Source organism: Chryseobacterium candidae, assembly GCF_004916905.1.
In the GTDB taxonomy this organism is placed as follows: Bacteria; Bacteroidota; Bacteroidia; order Flavobacteriales; family Weeksellaceae; genus Chryseobacterium; species Chryseobacterium candidae.
The window spans coordinates 207,830-223,713 of record NZ_SDLV01000025.1 but is presented as its reverse complement, the minus strand read 5'-3'; the positions used below and the strand labels follow the sequence as shown (position 1 = coordinate 223,713).

Sequence of the window (15,884 nt, the reverse complement as noted above, 5' to 3'; positions counted from 1 at the left end):
ATTAACAACTACTTCAATGAAAACAAATATAAAATCACCAAAGGTTTACCTTATCGGTGCAGGACCCGGCAACCCTGAACTGATCACCGTAAAAGCAGTAAAAGCAATCGCAGAAGCTGATGTCGTTTTATGTGACCGCCTTGTAAGCCCCGAGATTCTGGAAACCTACGTTAATAAAAACACAGAAATCATTTATGTAGGAAAAGAATGCAGTAAAAATGCTTCCACCCCTCAGTCTCATATCAATACTTTGATGGTGGAATATGCTCTTCAGAATAAAACCATTGTAAGACTCAAAGGGGGAGATGTTTCCATATTTTCCAATATTCTTGATGAGTTACAGGCTTTAAAAGAAAATCATATTCCCTACGAAATTATTCCGGGAATTACAGCGGCGTTAGGAGCAGCTGCATTTGCAGGGATGCCTTTAACGGCAAGAGGGTACTCTACATCCGTTCGTTTTCTGACCTATTATAAATCGGAAATCGTAAGTGAAGAATACTGGAAAGAGCTTGCTTTGACCAATGATACCCTTGTTTTCTACATGTCTAAAGGAAATCTTACTCCTCTTGTCGAAAAGCTTATACAGCTAGGGATTTCAAGTGATAAAAAAATTGCAGTCATTGAACAGGCTACAACACCTTATCAAAAGGTATACACTTCATCATTTGATGATTTTAATGAAAAATTCGGAGACAAAAACTTTGCTTCACCTTCATTGGTGGTGGTTGGTAAAATTGTTAATCTGCATGAAGAATTTTCATGGCTTGAAAATGCAGAACAGGAAGGCCTTTACTTCAAATCAGTGGAAAACGGAAGTTTAATCCCAACAACTCAAAATTTCTTTGAATATGCTGTCTGAAACTAAATTAAATGTATTAAAACAAATCTCCGGAGACCTTTCCCGAGATGAAGCTATATGGGCAAGCGGATATCTGGCAGGTATTGCCGGAGTGTCAGCACTCACAGCCGTTTTACCACCACAGCAAACGAATACTATTGCACAGAATGCTGTAAAGAAAATAACACTCGCTTACGGAACAGAAACCGGAAACAGCAAAAAACTGGCTACCACACTGGCAGGTATCGTTAAGAAAAAAGGACTTCAGGTGAAACTGGCTGACCTTTCCCAATACAAGCCCAAAGATCTGGCAAAAGAAGAGTTCTTTTTCGTAGTCATCAGCACTCAGGGAGAAGGTGAACCACCAGCCCTTGCCAAAAAGTTCTACGATTATATTTATGAAAATGAAATTAATCTTAGCGGACTTAAATATGGAGTACTCGCCTTGGGAGACAGCAGCTATCCCCAGTTCTGCAAAACAGGAGAAGATGTAGATTCACGTTTTGAAATATTGGGTGCTCAGCGTATCATTCCATTAAAGAAATGTGATATCGATTACGAGCAAGAAGCTTCTCACTGGATAGAACATGTATTTGAAACGGTTCATAAAAATGCTGGTCAAAGTCCAAAAATCATCACGACACCTAAGGTTTCTAGCGGAAGAAAGAAATATCAGGGAAAAGTTTCAGCCATCATCAATCTCAATGATATTACGTCTGCAAAAGAAACCTATCATATAGAAATTGAAACAGAAGAAGCACTTAGTTATCAGCCTGGTGCCGCTCTGGGAGTAATCCCTTTCAATTCTAAAGAAATAGTGGACGCAATTATTACGCTGACAGGAATTGATCCTCGGAAACAGATAGAAACATCTAAGGTTACAGCTTCAGTTGAAGAATTGTTACATAAAAATCTTAACATCAGCTATTTGCTTAAATCTGTAGTGGCTCAATATGCAAAAATAACGGGACATTCCATTCCGGAAGTCAGATTAAGCCTTCTTGATCTGCTTAGGATTTATCCGGTGAAAAATGCCGATGAGTTTGAAGAAATCATACAGATATTAACCGCTCAGGCACCACGTCTTTACTCGGTTTCTTCTTCTCCGGAAGCTCATGGTGACACAGAAATTCATATTACGGTTGCCAAATCGGAGTTCTTTATTGACCATCGGAAACATAACGGATTATGCAGTGGTTTTCTGAGTGAATTCAAAGAAGGAGAAGAAGTGGAATTTTATATTCAGGAGGCTGGACATTTCAAACTGCCGGAAGCGGATAAAGATATCATTATGATTGGCCCGGGAACAGGTATTGCACCTTTCAGATCATTCCTTTGGGAACGTGATGCTACAGGCGCAGGAGGAAAAAACTGGTTGTTTTTCGGGGACAGAAATTTTGTTTCGGATTTTCTTTATCAGACTGAGCTTCAGGATTTTCTTAAAACAGGCAGCTTAACGCATTTAGATCTTGCTTTTTCCAGAGATACCCATGAAAAAGTGTACGTTCAGCACAGGTTGGAACAAAAAGCTCAGGAAGTATTTTACTGGCTGGAAGGCGGAGCATCCGTATACATATGCGGAGCCAAAGAACCCATGGCTTATGATGTGGAACAAACCCTACTCACGATTATTCAGAATGAAGGAAAACGCAGCAAAGAAGAGGCTGTTAACTATCTGGAAGAAATGGAGCTGAGTGGCAGATATGCTAAAGATGTGTATTAAAAGAAGTACTCAAAAAATTAAAGGAAACAAGTTATGAACAACGATAAAGAAAACCTTTCACCGGTAGAAAGGATTAAGACCAACAGCAACGGGCTCAGAGGAACTTTAAAAGAAAGCCTTGCTGATCAATTTACCGGAGCCATAAGGGAAGATGACCAGACGCTGATCAAATTTCATGGAATGTACCAACAGGACGACAGAGACCGCAGGGAAGAGCGTGTCTCTAAAAAACTGGAATGGCTGTATTCTTACATGATCAGGCTTAGGCTTCCCGGTGGTTTTTTAACTCCGCAACAATGGGTAGGATTGAATGAAACCGCTGAAGATCATTCCACAGGAACTATAAAAGTAACCACAAGACAAACCATTCAGCTGCATGGAATATTAAAGTCTCATTTAAGACCTACTATTCAGAGCTTCAATCTTCAGCATCTGGATTCGATTGCGGCTTGTGGAGATGTCAACAGAAATGTAACCTGTACAGCGAATCCTTCTGAATCACCTTTACAGCAGGAAGCTTACGAACTGGCTGGAAAAATCAGTGAAATGTGCCTTCCTAAAACGAAATCTTATTATGACATCTGGATTGATGATGAACTTCTGGTAGACCGTAAAGCAGAGGAAGATCCTCTGTATCAGGACAGATATCTTCCTAGAAAACTGAAAATAGGAATTGCTGTTCCGCCCAATAATGATGTGGATGTATTCATCAATGATATTGCCTTAATTGCGATTATCGAAAATGATAAAATTGTAGGGTACAATATCGCTGCCGGAGGAGGATTAGGAGCAACTCACGGAAATGAAGCTACCTACGCACGTCTTGCATCCATCCTTGGATTTGTAGATACCGAAGAAAAAGTATTGAAAGCTGTCTATGAAATCATCACAGTACAAAGGGATTTTGGAAACAGAAGCGACCGAAAATTATCAAGATTAAAATACACAATTGATAAATTGGGTATCGACCAGTATAGGGCTGAAGTAGAAAAAAGAACAGGCTTCAGCTTTGAACCTGCCAGAGAATTTAATTTTACACAAAGAAAAGACCGCTACGGCTGGATTCAGAATCATGAAGGAAAATGGTTTTACACCGTATTTGTAGAGCACGGAAGAATCCTTAATACAGCAGAATATCCTTTAAAATCAGGTTTGTTAAAAATCGCACAGACGGGTAAAGCCAATTTCCGTTTTACCTGTAACCAGAATCTTATCCTGGCTGACATTGATGAAAAAGATAAGCCCGAAATTGAAAACATTTTAGAAGAACACGGAATTTCAGAACATACCAACAACGCAAGTGCCTTACGTAAAAATTCTGTTGCATGTGTTGCCCTGAATACCTGTTCACTGGCTTTAGCGGAAGCTCAGCGTTATCTGCCTTCTTTGGTCACGAAAATAGAACCTATTCTTGAAAAATATGGTCTGTTGGAAGAAGATATTACCATCCGTATGACCGGCTGTCCTAATGGCTGCGGAAGATCCCCAAATGCTGAAATCGGATTTGTTGGGACAGCTTATGGGAAATATAACCTTCACATCGGAGGAGACCGATTAGGAATGAGACTGAACACAAAATTTAAAGAAAATATTAATGAAGAAGAAATTCTTACCACTCTGGATGAACTTTTCGGAATATATGTACAGAAAAGGCTGGCAGAAGAAACATTTGGCGATTTTTCATACCGTTACTTACACACTTTAAATTAATTATATGGCTACTTTTCATTATGATCTGAAAAAAAACAAAAAAACTCAACCTCTTCATTCAGGGAGACGAATGTGTATGTGTTGTTGATTCTTAAATAACAATACAATCTAAGCTGTTTGAAGTTTTTTTAAATTATTATGAAACTTTACCGGACTGTCATTGCGAACCGAAGGTGAAGCAACCTCAGCAATAATATTAATGGCTTAAACCACCCCGTCAAAAATTCTTTGAATTTTCACCACCCCTCCAAAGGAGGAATTCTAAGCCCTTCAATGATAATATTATACAGCATATAAGACTTTCATCATAGAAGTAAAAATTCAGACAGCTTCATTCTCAACCTAAAAAATGAAGAAAAAATGAAAAACAAAAAGCAGGGAAATTTTCTACCTAAAGCAGGCATTATCGCATTTACATTTCTATTTTTTAACCTGGCGGAAGCACAGCAGCAACTCATAGAGCTTAGCGGAAGCATCAAAAATACAGGTACACACAAAGGTCTCGATTCTGTAAAAGTACAGATCGAAAACACGCAGGATACCGCATTAACGGATCAGGCAGGTAACTTTAAGCTCAGAACAAGAGTTACCATTCCCTTCCGGGTGATAATTCAGAAAGATGGATTCACAGGTCAAACCGTTGAAATACTTTCACCTTCCAATAAAATAACAGTAGGACTTAACCCTCAGAATACCATTATTGATGACGTAGTGATCTCTGCATCCAGAGTTCCGGAAAAGATATTAAGATCACCTATAGCCATTGAAAAAATTGATATCAAAACCATCAGGGAAAGTCCGGCAGCCTCATTCTATGAGACATTGGAAAATGTAAAGGGGTTACAGCTTTTAACCTCAAGTCTTACTTTAAAGATTCCTAATTCGAGAGGTTTCAATTCGCCTAATAATTTCAGGTTTATGCAGCTGGTGGACGGGGTAGATGTACAGTCGGCAACGTTGGGTGTACCATTGGGAAATGCAATAGGACCTACGGAACTGGATATCCAGTCGATGGAAGTCACTCCGGGAGCGGCTTCAGCGTTGTACGGAATGAATGCCATCAACGGACTGGCAAGCTTACAGACCAAAGATCCGTTTACGTCTGAAGGAATAAGTGTTTATTTCCGTGGCGGAGTGAATCATGTAGACAATGTGAACCATAAAATAAGTTCTCTGGGAGAAAGTGCCATGCGTTTTGCAAAAGTGATTAATAAAAACTTAGCCGTTAAGGTGAATGCTTCCTATTTCAGCGGAACAGATTGGATTTCCAATAATCAGACCGATCAGAATCCGGCATCATTAGTCACTGCCAATCCCAATTTTGCACTCGCCAATAATCCGGCAGAAGACCTTTGGAATAAATACGGTGATGAAAGAAATAATCGTGTAGCCGTAAAAGTGGATTACAATGGGAAACCTACTACATTCAACGTTTCGAGGACAGGATATCTGGAGAAAGATCTGGTGAGTCCTGATGTGAAAAATATCAAGTTTGACGCAGGATTATATTACCGTTTCGGAGATCAGTGGAGAACTTCTTATGTGTACCGCTATGGCTTACTGGATGGAACTTTCCAGAGAGGAAATAAAATCCGTTTGCAAAATGCCACGGTTCAGAATCATAAAGTAGAACTGACAGGAAAAGAACTGACCTTCAGAGCTTATGTATCCATAGAAAATACAGGAGATTCTTATAACCTGAAACCTTTGGCAGATAATCTTGATCTGACGAATCTTTCTAATACCAACTGGAAAAATATATTTCAGACCGCTCTTCAGAATAATCTGAATGCAGGTGCGAATCTTAACGATGCATTTATCCTGGCCCGTCAGCAAGCAGATAAAAACAGAGTTGTACCGGGAACGGCAGCCTTTGAGCAATTAAAAAATACCATCATCGGAATTAATAACTGGGATTCAGCCAATGGAGGAGTAGCTGGAGCTCCGGCAACAGGAGGAGCAAAACTTGAACAGAAATCCCGTTTTTATCAGGGGGAACTTACCTACGATTTCAGCAGGTTTATGAAAATTTTCAACCTTATTGCCGGTGTAGACTACCGTTTGTACAGCATTACTCCGGATGGAAATAATTTTGTTGATTTCAATCGTCCGGTCAATGAAAGAAATATTCCTTTAGCCAACGGTACCTTCGGGAAAGATGTTATTTATCAGAAATATGGAGCTTTTGCACAAATTACCAGACTTTTCTTTGATGATAAATTAAAAATCAATGCCGCTTTACGGATCGACAGAAACCCGGAATTTGAAGCTAAACTGAATCCAAGAATAAGTGTGGTCTATTCTCCTGTAAAGCAGCATAACTTCAGAGCTTCTTTTCAAAACGGATATCGTTTTCCTTCGTTATTTGAAGCACTTTCATTCGTCAACAACGGAAATGTAAGAAGAGTGGGAGGTCTTTCAAAAGTAAATGACGGATTAGGTTATCTGGAAAATTCCTATACGCTGGCTTCCATTGATAAATTCACCTCAGCTGTGAATGCAGATGTAGATGCAGGAAAAACCCAGGCTCAGGCAGCTCAGGATAACAAACAACTTTTAACGGCAGCCAATCTGCAGAAGTTACAGCCGGAAAAGATCAATTCATTTGAAGTAGGGTATAAGTCTACTTTTTTCAATAATAAACTGGTGCTGGACTGGGATTTCTATTATAACATTTATGAAGGATTCCTTGGGCAGGTAGAAGTGGCGGTTCCAAAAAACAGCCAGGTAGGAAGCAATACTGCTGTTCTTGCGATGCTCGATAGAAGCAAGCAGGACAGATATAGGGTTTATACGAACAGCAATAGTACCTACAAAAGCTATGGAACATCTTTAGGGATTCGTTATAATATTACAGGAAATTATAATATCAATACCAATGTTTCTTATAATGATCTGGCTTCCAGTAATACTTCAGATCTGTTTATCACTGCTTTCAACACTCCGAAATGGATGGTGAATGTAAGTGTAGGAAACAGAGAAATTGTTAAAAATATAGGATTTACGCTTGTCGCAAGATGGCAGAGTGGATTTATGTGGGAAAGTCCTTTGGCATCGGGAGCAATTCCGGCTTATTACACCATTGATGCCCAGGCAACATGGAAACTGCCTGAAATTCATGCGAATATTAAGATTGGAGCTACCAATTTACTGAACCGCCGTTATTTTCAGTATGCCGCAGGTCCTGAAATCGGAGGACTGTATTATCTCGCTTTTACTTATGACTTAAAACTGTAATCAGGATGAGCAATTCTTTATATCCCATATTTTTAAAACTTGAAAACCTTTCACTGCTGATCATTGGCGGTGGCAAGGTTGCCCTTGAAAAACTGGAATCTGTTTTGGGTAATTCACCGGAAACTTCTATCAAACTGGTAGCGAAAGAGATTATCCCTGAGGTCAGAACCTTGCAAAATCAGTTTTCCAATATAACCCTTCATGAAAGAGCCTATGATGATGATGATTTTAATGATACAGATCTTGCCATTATTGCGGTAAATGATATTGAGCTGGCTGGGGAAATCAGAGAAAAAGCCCAGAAAAAAAGTATATTGGTGAATGTTGCCGATAAACCTGATCTTTGTGACTTTTATTTAGGATCCATTGTTAAAAAAGGAAGCCTTAAAATAGCCATTTCTACCAATGGAAAATCTCCAACCATCGCTAAAAGATTAAGAGAAACCTTTACCGAAGTGATTCCTGACGAGATGGATCATGTGTTGGACAATATGCAGCATATCCGTCATCAACTGACAGGCGATTTCAATTATAAGGTGAAAGAACTCAACAAAATTACTACAGAATACCTGTCTGATGGAAAGGTTTCTTCAAAACCTGATATGGAAATTGAAAAGCTAATCAATATTACCAAAACAGCCCAGAGAAAAGCTAATATTTATCTTGCCATTATTGGAGTTTTACTTCTTTTGGGGTTATTTGGACTTTTGGTGTACCAATTTGATCTTGCAGATGATATTCAGTATTTTCTGAATAAGGACGGCCATATCTTTTACTGGATGCTTTTTGCAGGTTTTATGGCAGAAATTGTGGCCGGATCCATGGGAATGGGATATGGTGTAATCTGTACCACAATTCTTTTATTGCTGAATGTTCCGCCACCTGTGGTAAGTGCAAGCATTCATTCTGCAGAGTCTTTTACTACTGCCGCCGGAAGCTTCAGTCATTACAAACTGGGAAATGTCAATAAGAAAATGGTATGGGTGCTGTTCCCGCTGGCTATTGTAGGCTCTGTAGTAGGTGCTTTAACACTGTCTCATTACGGTGAACATTATGCTCATATTGTAAAACCTGTTATTGCCTGCTACACCTTGTATCTTGGTATTAATATTTTAAGAAACGCATTCAAAGATAAAAAGTCAGGACAGGGTAAATCCAAAAGAAGAACCAATCTCAGAGTATTGGGACTGGCGGGTGGTTTTATAGATTCTTTTGCAGGTGGCGGATGGGGACCATTGGTAACCGGTACACTGATCAAAGAGGGAAGGATTCCCCGTTATGTAGTAGGAAGTTCTACCGTTGCCAAGTTTTTATTGACGGTAACCAGTGCCATTACATTCATCTTCACAATAGGAATCCATCACTGGAATATTGTTTTGGGGCTTTTGCTGGGTGGTGTTTTTACTGCTCCGTTTTCTGCAATGCTTACGGCAAAACTTCCAACAAAGAAAATGTTTGTTGTGGTAGGAATAGTAGTGATCCTGATGAGCCTTATTACGATAACAAAATCAATTTTATCATAATAAACCGATTATAATCAAGCTTCGTAAAAAACGTGTTTTTTTTAACGCAAAGATTTTAATGTTTTACTTTATTTTGAGGCATCTGGAGATATTAATGATGCAGTTTATTGACAATTATTACTCATTTTTAGTAAAAATCTGAAACCATTAAAACTTTGCGTTTTTTTATTTTTTTTAAACCATATATAAATACATTATATCATTCCCCGTTTTTATTTTTCAAGCTCGCGGACGACTACTTTTGCCATTTCTTTGGAGCTGAAAGGATTTTGTCCTGTAATTAATTGTCCGTCAACCACAACATTGGAAGTCATTGGAATAAAAGCTTTTTTATAATGTATACCCCTTTCTTTAAGGGCCGCTTCAAGATTAAATTGGACTTCATTTTTCCTTCTTGCCAAAGTTTCTTCAAACCAGTCAAATCCGGTGATATTTTTACCTTTAATCATATACTCTCCATTGGAAAGTTTTACATTCAGCAATCCGCCGACTCCATGGCAGATCGCAGCGGCTATTTTATTATTTTCGTACTGTTCTCTGAGCATAGTCTGTAAAGTAGTATTATCAGGGAAATCATACATCGTTCCATGTCCACCCGCCAGATAAATGCAGTCGAAAGATTCATTTTTTACCTCATTAAGACTTTTTGTACGCGTTAATTCGTTTATAAAATCCGGATTTTCGTAATGCCTTTTTGAAATTTCATCCAGTACAAGAGGTTTCAGACTTTCAGGATCAATGGGAGTATTTCCGCCTTTGGGAGAAGCTATGGTAATCTGCCATCCTTTCTCCTTTGCTGCATGGTAAATATGGGTAAGCTCACTCAGCCATAATCCTGTTTTAAAGTTACCGCTGGCATACTGATCTACATTCGTTACGATTATCAATATTTTTTTCATCATCATACTATTAATTAAAAGATTTTCTGAATTCTAACGGTGAAACAGTGGTTTGGTTTTTAAATAAACGGTGAAAAGACTGTGGGTGTTCAAATCCTAAATTATAGGCAATTTCAGAAACAGATAAAGTGGTTGTAGAAAGCAGTTCTTTAGCCTTTTCAATCACTCTGTTCTGAATATGCTGCTGTGTTGTCTGTCCTGTGTGAACTCTTAGCATATCACTCAGATAATTGGGACTGATATTCATTTGAGCTGCCACAAATTGTACAGTAGGAATCCCATCGATCAGCAGTTTTTCATTTTTAAAATAATCATCCAGTATATTCTCGAGCCGGGTCAAAAGATCGTGATTCACTTTTTTCCGGGTTAAAAACTGGCGGTTGTAAAATCTGTCACAGTATTTTAACAGTAAATCAATATTGGAAACCAGCAGATCCTGGGTGAAACCATCCATATTGGCTTCTATCTCCTTGCTGATGTTATCAAGGATGTCCGTTACCGATTTTTCTTCTTTTTCCGAAAGATACAAAGCTTCGTTAGCAGAATACGAAAAATAACCATATTCCTTTATTACAGAGGCTAATGGATATCCCTGCAAAAAATCAGGATGAATAACCAGCACACTTCCTCTTACCTCGGAAAGCAGAATGTCTTCAAACTGCAACACCTGATGGGGAGCAATAAAATACATGATTCCATCTTCAAAATCATAATAATGCTGGCCGTATTTACATTTTCCTGCACAATCTTTTTTAATGGAAACCACATAAAAATCCGTGGTTACAGCACTCAAAATAGTTTGCGGATCTACATTCACTTCATTAAAATCAAATACGCTGATCAAAGGATTGGAAGGTCTTTTCAGCTTCAGGTAATTGTGGAGTGCTGTGATGGAGGTTACTTTTTCGGGTGTTTTCATTTTATTTCTTTTTTATACCATATAGTAAGTATGTTATTCTGAACACAGACTGAAAGTCTGCAAACGAAGTTCTGGAATGTAGTGAAGAATCTCATATCGGCCTCCATGTTTTGCCATTCGGTTATGGTAATGGTGTTTCTAAGATACTTATTTTAACAGGATTATTTTGCAGATTGCTGTTCTTTTTTGATCTGCTCAATTCCTTTTCTGTAAGTAGTTACATTAAATTCCGGGAATCTCTTTCTGAATTTTGAATCATCAAACAGGTTATCATATTGATATCTGGGAATCAGCTCCTGCAATTCTTTTGCATTTTTATTGAATAAGGATCCAATTGAAAAGGCTAGCTTTGGAATAACCGAATATTTAAATTCTTTCCCATAAATCTCTGAAGCCAGCGCAATAAATTCCTTATAAGTTAATGGATTATCTACCGGTAAATGCCATGTCTGCCCATAAGCCTCCGGAGTATTTCCGATTAAAGCAGTGGCGCGGCTTGCATCGGGAGTCCAGATCAGGCTTCGAAGTTTATCATCTCTTAAAGGAACTTTTAGCTTTTTGTTTTCTTTAATAGCATTGAAAATAAGGCTATTCGTAATACTCTGAGTTTTTCCCGGTCCATAAAATTCAGGAGCCCTGCAGATGACAGCTTTTATTGTTTCTGCCTTCATCTCTTTTAAAAGCATATCTGCCATCTTTTTTCTTACCATTCCTTTTCGTCCTACAGGAGCAAACACCGTTTGTTCCGTTAAAACTTCATTATTTTGAGGATACATATACGTGTTGTCAAAGAATACCAGCTTAGTACCGTTGATTTTGCAGGCATCAATAACATTTTTCATGATGGTCAAAAACTGTTTTTCCCATAAACCGGTATCCATGGGAAGTCCAAGGGTGAAGTAAGCAATCTCACTTCCTTTAACGGCTTCTATGGCTTTTTCTCTGTCTGATAAATCTGCTGAGAAAACAGTATCCGTATCATTTACTTTTTTAGCATTTCTGCTGACAATACGAATATCTGATGTATAATTCCTTTTCAGCTCTCTTGCAAGTTCTTCTCCAATCTGTCCATTGGCTCCTAATATAGTTTGCATCATTTTTTATTTTGAAGGTTATCTATTTTACTGAAAATAAACTCAATACTTTCAGCTGCTTTTATTTCTGATACAAAATTCGGGCATAACTCTAAAAACAAAGTAACTTAATCAATGGAAGTTGTAACATAATCTCAGATCATGAAAAAAGCCAGGAAAGTAAAGGTAAAAGCATTCGAATAATCCATATTATTTTACTTCCTTTATTTCCCCAGCTGTCCAAACTTTTTGCTTTTTATCATTTCCTGTCCAAAGCCAGGTAGTTATCATCAATTCTGCTGATCAGAATATAGAACAAACCTGCATAGATCATCTGAATACCCATTGCTTCCCAGTTTTCAACGGTACTGCTTCCAAAAAGTAACAAAATAATCAGAGAAGCTCCGGCAATGGCGGCAATACGGGTTTTAAAACCCATTATCAACAGAAGACCGATTGTAAATTCGAGAAAGGGGAGAACAACACCAAAAAGATGAACCAATGGCTGTGGAAGCCAGCTTGTTTCAAAACCTTTCATCATTCCTGATGCAAAATCCTGTAGTTTTACGAGACGGGCCAATCCGTGTCCCAAAAAGTTGATTCCCATCGATACACGAAGGAAAAAATAGGCTGTTTTTGTAGTATTCATAGTGGTATTTTTAGGATGGAAGCGGGAAGCTGGAAGGTATAGATCTGTTGTGATTCACTTTTACTGTGTTTTTCAATCATTCTCTAATTTGCTTTTACAGACTTCAATAACTTCCTTCTTCCAGCCTCCCGCTTCCTTACTTATTAAACTTTTCTTCGCTGTTATCAACCGGAGTATCTGGATCGTTCATCACCATTTTAGCGATGTCATCTTTTCTCATAAAAACGACTCCCTGTTTTTGTTGGGTATACTGAATAAATTCCTCTATTGCGTGCACCATTGCAGGTGTTCCGCCTATTCTGTCATGAAAACTGATGCTCATCATTCTTCTCTTTGAAGCTCCTTCTTCATACAGACGGTCAAATTCAAATTTCAGCTGGGCCAAAAACTGATCGGGACTCCAGTGTTTGCCTTCAATATTGACAATATCATTGTTGCGAAGCGTATAAGGAATGACTACAAAGTTCTTTCCTTTTACTTTGGTAATGAAAGGTTCATCATGGCTTAAATCATCAATATGATACAGAAAACCAAGATCCTGTAATACTTTAAGGGTATTCGGGCTTCTTCTCAGCCAGTTAGCGTTATAGCCAACAGCTTTCTGTCCTGTGATCTTTTCCACAACATCTACACCTTTCTTTACGAAATTCAGTTCGTCAGCATAATTTTTATTCCACTGGTTATCCCAGGTAAAACCATGAGCTGCAATTTCATGGCCTCCGTGTGCAATAGCTTTAGCAACTTCAGGATACTTTTCAGCAGCAGTTCCTACCACATGAGAAGTAACTTTAATGTCATATTTTTTCCATAAATCCAGCATCCGGTAAATGCCTTCATTTCCTCCGTAACGGTACCAGCTTTCTGCAGGAAGATCCGGCTGTCCTTTTGGTAACGGTGTTCCACTAAAAGGGCTTTCTGCGCCTTCCGGCTGTCCGCCGGTTTCAAACTGCATAGAAATGGAAATAACCAATTGAGCTCCATTCGGCCAGTATTTTTTTGCCAGAGTCTGTTTTTCATGCAGTTGCTTTTTTTCTGTTGTGTCCCTATCATGATGATCAGAAAAGGACATCAGAACAATTGTGGATGCAAGCAGCAATACTGATTGTTTTATATGTTTCATTTTGAATGTATTGATAAGGCAAAATTCATCAATAATCCATCAGTATATATTGTAAAAATTAATGGTAAATTTGTAAAAATCCATTCTGCTATGAAACGAATCGTTAATTTCAACTCTTTTAATGTTTTCAGCATTGAAAAGGAAAGCTGGGACGTTGAATATCACAATCATAATTTTTATGAACTGATCATTATAGAAAGTGGAAAAGGATTTCATCATCTCAACAACATTACTTTTTCTTATAAAAAGGGAGATGTTTTTCTTCTCAGACCAAGTGATGGCCATGAATTTTCAATTAAAAGCAAAACAAAATTCATTTATATAAAATTTACAGAACAGTATATCTGGGAAAACCTGCTGTCTGCTAAGAAAAATGAACTTCAGAAAGTTGTACAGCTCCTCATGGAAGATCATTCTTTTGTGTATGAATCGGTCATTAAAAGTAAAACAGACAGGACCCATCTGTTACAACTTGCCAGGATTCTTCTGTATGAGTTCAGTCACAAAAACACCTATACCAAAGAGATTACTACTGACCTCTTTTGCAGTATTATTACTATTCTTATCCGAAATACAATACAAAATGCTACAACAAATAGCTGGATCACTCATAGTGTGAGCAGAATTGAGAAAATCCTGTATTATATCAATGTGAATGCTTTGGATAATGATAAAATGAAAATTGAAAATCTGGCCAGAGAATTTATGCTTTCCCCGAACTATATTAGCATTCACATCAAAAAACAGACTGGATTTTCCATACAACAGCATATTATGCAGCATAAAATAAAAACTGCTGAAAAGCTTTTACTGCAAAGCCATTATAACATCAGTGAAATTGCAGACAGGCTGGGTTTCAATGATGCCAGCCACTTCAATAAAATATTCAAAGCATACAAGCAAACGTCACCTTCTGAGTTTAAAAAGAAAGGTTCATCTTATTGATCATCGGGTTTATCTATTTTTCATACCTTTAATAATCAAACCTTTAAGCTTATGAAAACGAGTGCCGGGATTTTGCTGTTTAAAAAAGAAAAATACAGTCTGTATTACTTTCTGGTTCATCCCGGCGGTCCTTTCTGGCGAAATAAAGATCTTGGGGCATGGTCTATTCCTAAAGGAGAGTTTCTTCCTGATGAAGATCCGTTGGAGCATGCATTAAAGGAATTTAAGGAAGAAACGGGTAAAACAATAGAAGGAAAATTCATCGGATTATCACCTGTTCAACAAAAAGGCGGAAAAACCGTTTATGCCTGGGCTTTAGAAAGAGATATTGAGACTTCTGACCTTTACAGCAATACCTTTTCATTAGAATGGCCACCCAAATCGGGTAAAATAATAGAAGTTCCGGAAGTAGATCAATGGGAATGGTTTTCTTCAGAAGAAGCACAAAAACGGATCAATACTGCACAGAAAGATTTTATAACAGAACTTGAAAATATATTAAAAAATCAATAACATTAAAAAAACCTTTATCAGCTCTGATAAGTGGTTTTCATTATATAATATTTTACCATTTTATCCCAATCGCTTTTAAAGCACTGGATGTTAAAAAGATATCATCAAAAACAGTCAGTGATTCTACATCATTGAATCCTGTAGGAAGGAGGTCATTTTTATTAAAAGACAATTCAATAGAAGAGTCGTATGAAGCAATGATTCTTACTTTGGAATATCCATTATAATCTACCTTAAAGCCTTCAAACATACAATTCTGTTCAGCCTTCTGGTATTCAGCATATTCTTCAAAACCTGCAACGTCCGTTCTTTTCCCATCATTATGGTCAAGAGATTTCCATGCCGTATAATTTTTAGGTTCTTTCAGGATATTTCCTTTACGGTCTACAGGGACAAACATTCCAAGAGTCAAACGCTTCTTTAAGAAATTGGCATAATTATTCATCAGATTCAAAATCTGAAGATCGGCATATCCTTCATGTGAATAATACTCCAGCACGAAAGTTGTCATCGGAATCAGCTTGAGAGAAGCATCAGTCGGCATAATTAATCTTTACTTTTTTGGGCGATAAAAATAGTATTTTTATTTTCGCTACCCAATGAAAACAGATGAATAGGATGGAATTTATACCCATTCTGAATAACAACAACTTTAGGACAAACCCTCAATTTTCATTATTTTTGAAGGAATAACCATAGAAGTCATTATAAACCTATCTGCAAAAGATATTA

At 37.8% G+C, this 15,884-nt stretch carries 13 protein-coding genes; 7 read left to right on the top strand and 6 right to left on the bottom strand.

The window, feature by feature from the left end:
* Window positions 1-16: 16 nt before the first annotated feature.
* The 5 genes from cobA to EK417_RS13025 all read left to right on the top strand — a co-directional run bounded on the left by cobA (window position 17) and on the right by EK417_RS13025 (window position 9,034).
* Window positions 17-862, top strand: coding sequence for a uroporphyrinogen-III C-methyltransferase (cobA, locus tag EK417_RS13045; RefSeq protein ID WP_110366177.1), 846 nt, complete (start codon window positions 17-19; stop codon window positions 860-862).
* On the top strand, window positions 852-2,564 hold the full coding sequence (locus EK417_RS13040; RefSeq protein WP_136522380.1) for a diflavin oxidoreductase: 1,713 nt from the start codon (window positions 852-854) through the stop codon (window positions 2,562-2,564). The genes cobA and EK417_RS13040 overlap by 11 nt, the downstream gene beginning before the upstream one ends.
* A 33-nt stretch (window positions 2,565-2,597) precedes the next feature.
* Window positions 2,598-4,274, top strand: a complete 1,677-nt coding sequence (locus tag EK417_RS13035) for an NADPH-dependent assimilatory sulfite reductase hemoprotein subunit (protein ID WP_110366179.1) — start codon at window positions 2,598-2,600, stop codon at window positions 4,272-4,274.
* A gap of 360 nt (window positions 4,275-4,634) precedes the next feature.
* The gene (locus EK417_RS13030) at window positions 4,635-7,511 is read left to right on the top strand and encodes a TonB-dependent receptor (protein WP_136522379.1); all 2,877 of its coding nucleotides are present in this window, start codon (window positions 4,635-4,637) and stop codon (window positions 7,509-7,511) included.
* A gap of 5 nt (window positions 7,512-7,516) precedes the next feature.
* A complete protein-coding gene (locus tag EK417_RS13025; protein WP_136522378.1) occupies window positions 7,517-9,034 on the top strand; it encodes a TSUP family transporter in 1,518 nt (505 codons plus the stop codon).
* 212 nt (window positions 9,035-9,246) lie between these two features.
* On the opposite strand, the gene EK417_RS13020 is transcribed toward EK417_RS13025, so the two are convergent.
* The 5 genes from EK417_RS13020 to EK417_RS13000 form a co-directional block, all read right to left on the bottom strand.
* The gene (locus tag EK417_RS13020) at window positions 9,247-9,933 is read right to left on the bottom strand and encodes a type 1 glutamine amidotransferase domain-containing protein (protein WP_228457934.1); all 687 of its coding nucleotides are present in this window, start codon (window positions 9,931-9,933) and stop codon (window positions 9,247-9,249) included.
* Window positions 9,934-9,943: 10 nt separating this feature from the next.
* Window positions 9,944-10,852, bottom strand: coding sequence for a helix-turn-helix domain-containing protein (locus EK417_RS13015; protein WP_136522376.1), 909 nt, complete (start codon window positions 10,850-10,852; stop codon window positions 9,944-9,946).
* A gap of 161 nt (window positions 10,853-11,013) precedes the next feature.
* Window positions 11,014-11,946, bottom strand: coding sequence for an NAD-dependent epimerase/dehydratase family protein (locus EK417_RS13010; protein ID WP_136522467.1), 933 nt, complete (start codon window positions 11,944-11,946; stop codon window positions 11,014-11,016).
* A gap of 238 nt (window positions 11,947-12,184) precedes the next feature.
* Complete coding sequence (locus EK417_RS13005; RefSeq protein WP_136522375.1) at window positions 12,185-12,574, bottom strand: DoxX family protein; 390 nt, start codon at window positions 12,572-12,574, stop codon at window positions 12,185-12,187.
* A 136-nt stretch (window positions 12,575-12,710) separates the two neighbouring features.
* The gene (locus EK417_RS13000; RefSeq protein WP_136522374.1) at window positions 12,711-13,694 is read right to left on the bottom strand and encodes a polysaccharide deacetylase family protein; all 984 of its coding nucleotides are present in this window, start codon (window positions 13,692-13,694) and stop codon (window positions 12,711-12,713) included.
* A 90-nt stretch (window positions 13,695-13,784) separates the two neighbouring features.
* On the opposite strand from EK417_RS13000, the gene EK417_RS12995 reads away from it, so the two are divergent.
* Window positions 13,785-14,639, top strand: a complete 855-nt coding sequence (locus EK417_RS12995) for an AraC family transcriptional regulator (protein WP_168801992.1) — start codon at window positions 13,785-13,787, stop codon at window positions 14,637-14,639.
* Window positions 14,640-14,690: 51 nt separating this feature from the next.
* Window positions 14,691-15,152: an NUDIX hydrolase gene (locus EK417_RS12990; protein WP_136522372.1), complete on the top strand. Its 462-nt coding sequence runs from the start codon at window positions 14,691-14,693 to the stop codon at window positions 15,150-15,152.
* Between the two features lie 52 nt (window positions 15,153-15,204).
* Here the strand turns inward: EK417_RS12990 and EK417_RS12985 are convergent, their stop codons facing one another.
* Window positions 15,205-15,696, bottom strand: coding sequence for a hypothetical protein (locus tag EK417_RS12985; protein WP_076594708.1), 492 nt, complete (start codon window positions 15,694-15,696; stop codon window positions 15,205-15,207).
* Between the last annotated feature and the right edge of the window lie 188 nt (window positions 15,697-15,884).

Coding starts and splice junctions, on each gene's coding strand:
- EK417_RS13025 (WP_136522378.1), top strand. CDS start 7,517: ATGAGCAATTCTTTATATCCCATATTTTTAAAACTTGAAAACCTTTCA.
- EK417_RS13040 (WP_136522380.1), top strand. CDS start 852: ATGCTGTCTGAAACTAAATTAAATGTATTAAAACAAATCTCCGGAGAC.
- EK417_RS13015 (WP_136522376.1), bottom strand. CDS start 10,852: ATGAAAACACCCGAAAAAGTAACCTCCATCACAGCACTCCACAATTAC.
- EK417_RS13035 (WP_110366179.1), top strand. CDS start 2,598: ATGAACAACGATAAAGAAAACCTTTCACCGGTAGAAAGGATTAAGACC.
- EK417_RS13000 (WP_136522374.1), bottom strand. CDS start 13,694: ATGAAACATATAAAACAATCAGTATTGCTGCTTGCATCCACAATTGTT.
- cobA (WP_110366177.1), top strand. CDS start 17: ATGAAAACAAATATAAAATCACCAAAGGTTTACCTTATCGGTGCAGGA.
- EK417_RS12995 (WP_168801992.1), top strand. CDS start 13,785: ATGAAACGAATCGTTAATTTCAACTCTTTTAATGTTTTCAGCATTGAA.
- EK417_RS13010 (WP_136522467.1), bottom strand. CDS start 11,946: ATGCAAACTATATTAGGAGCCAATGGACAGATTGGAGAAGAACTTGCA.
- EK417_RS12990 (WP_136522372.1), top strand. CDS start 14,691: ATGAAAACGAGTGCCGGGATTTTGCTGTTTAAAAAAGAAAAATACAGT.
- EK417_RS13020 (WP_228457934.1), bottom strand. CDS start 9,933: ATGAAAAAAATATTGATAATCGTAACGAATGTAGATCAGTATGCCAGC.
- EK417_RS13005 (WP_136522375.1), bottom strand. CDS start 12,574: ATGAATACTACAAAAACAGCCTATTTTTTCCTTCGTGTATCGATGGGA.
- EK417_RS13030 (WP_136522379.1), top strand. CDS start 4,635: ATGAAAAACAAAAAGCAGGGAAATTTTCTACCTAAAGCAGGCATTATC.
- EK417_RS12985 (WP_076594708.1), bottom strand. CDS start 15,696: ATGCCGACTGATGCTTCTCTCAAGCTGATTCCGATGACAACTTTCGTG.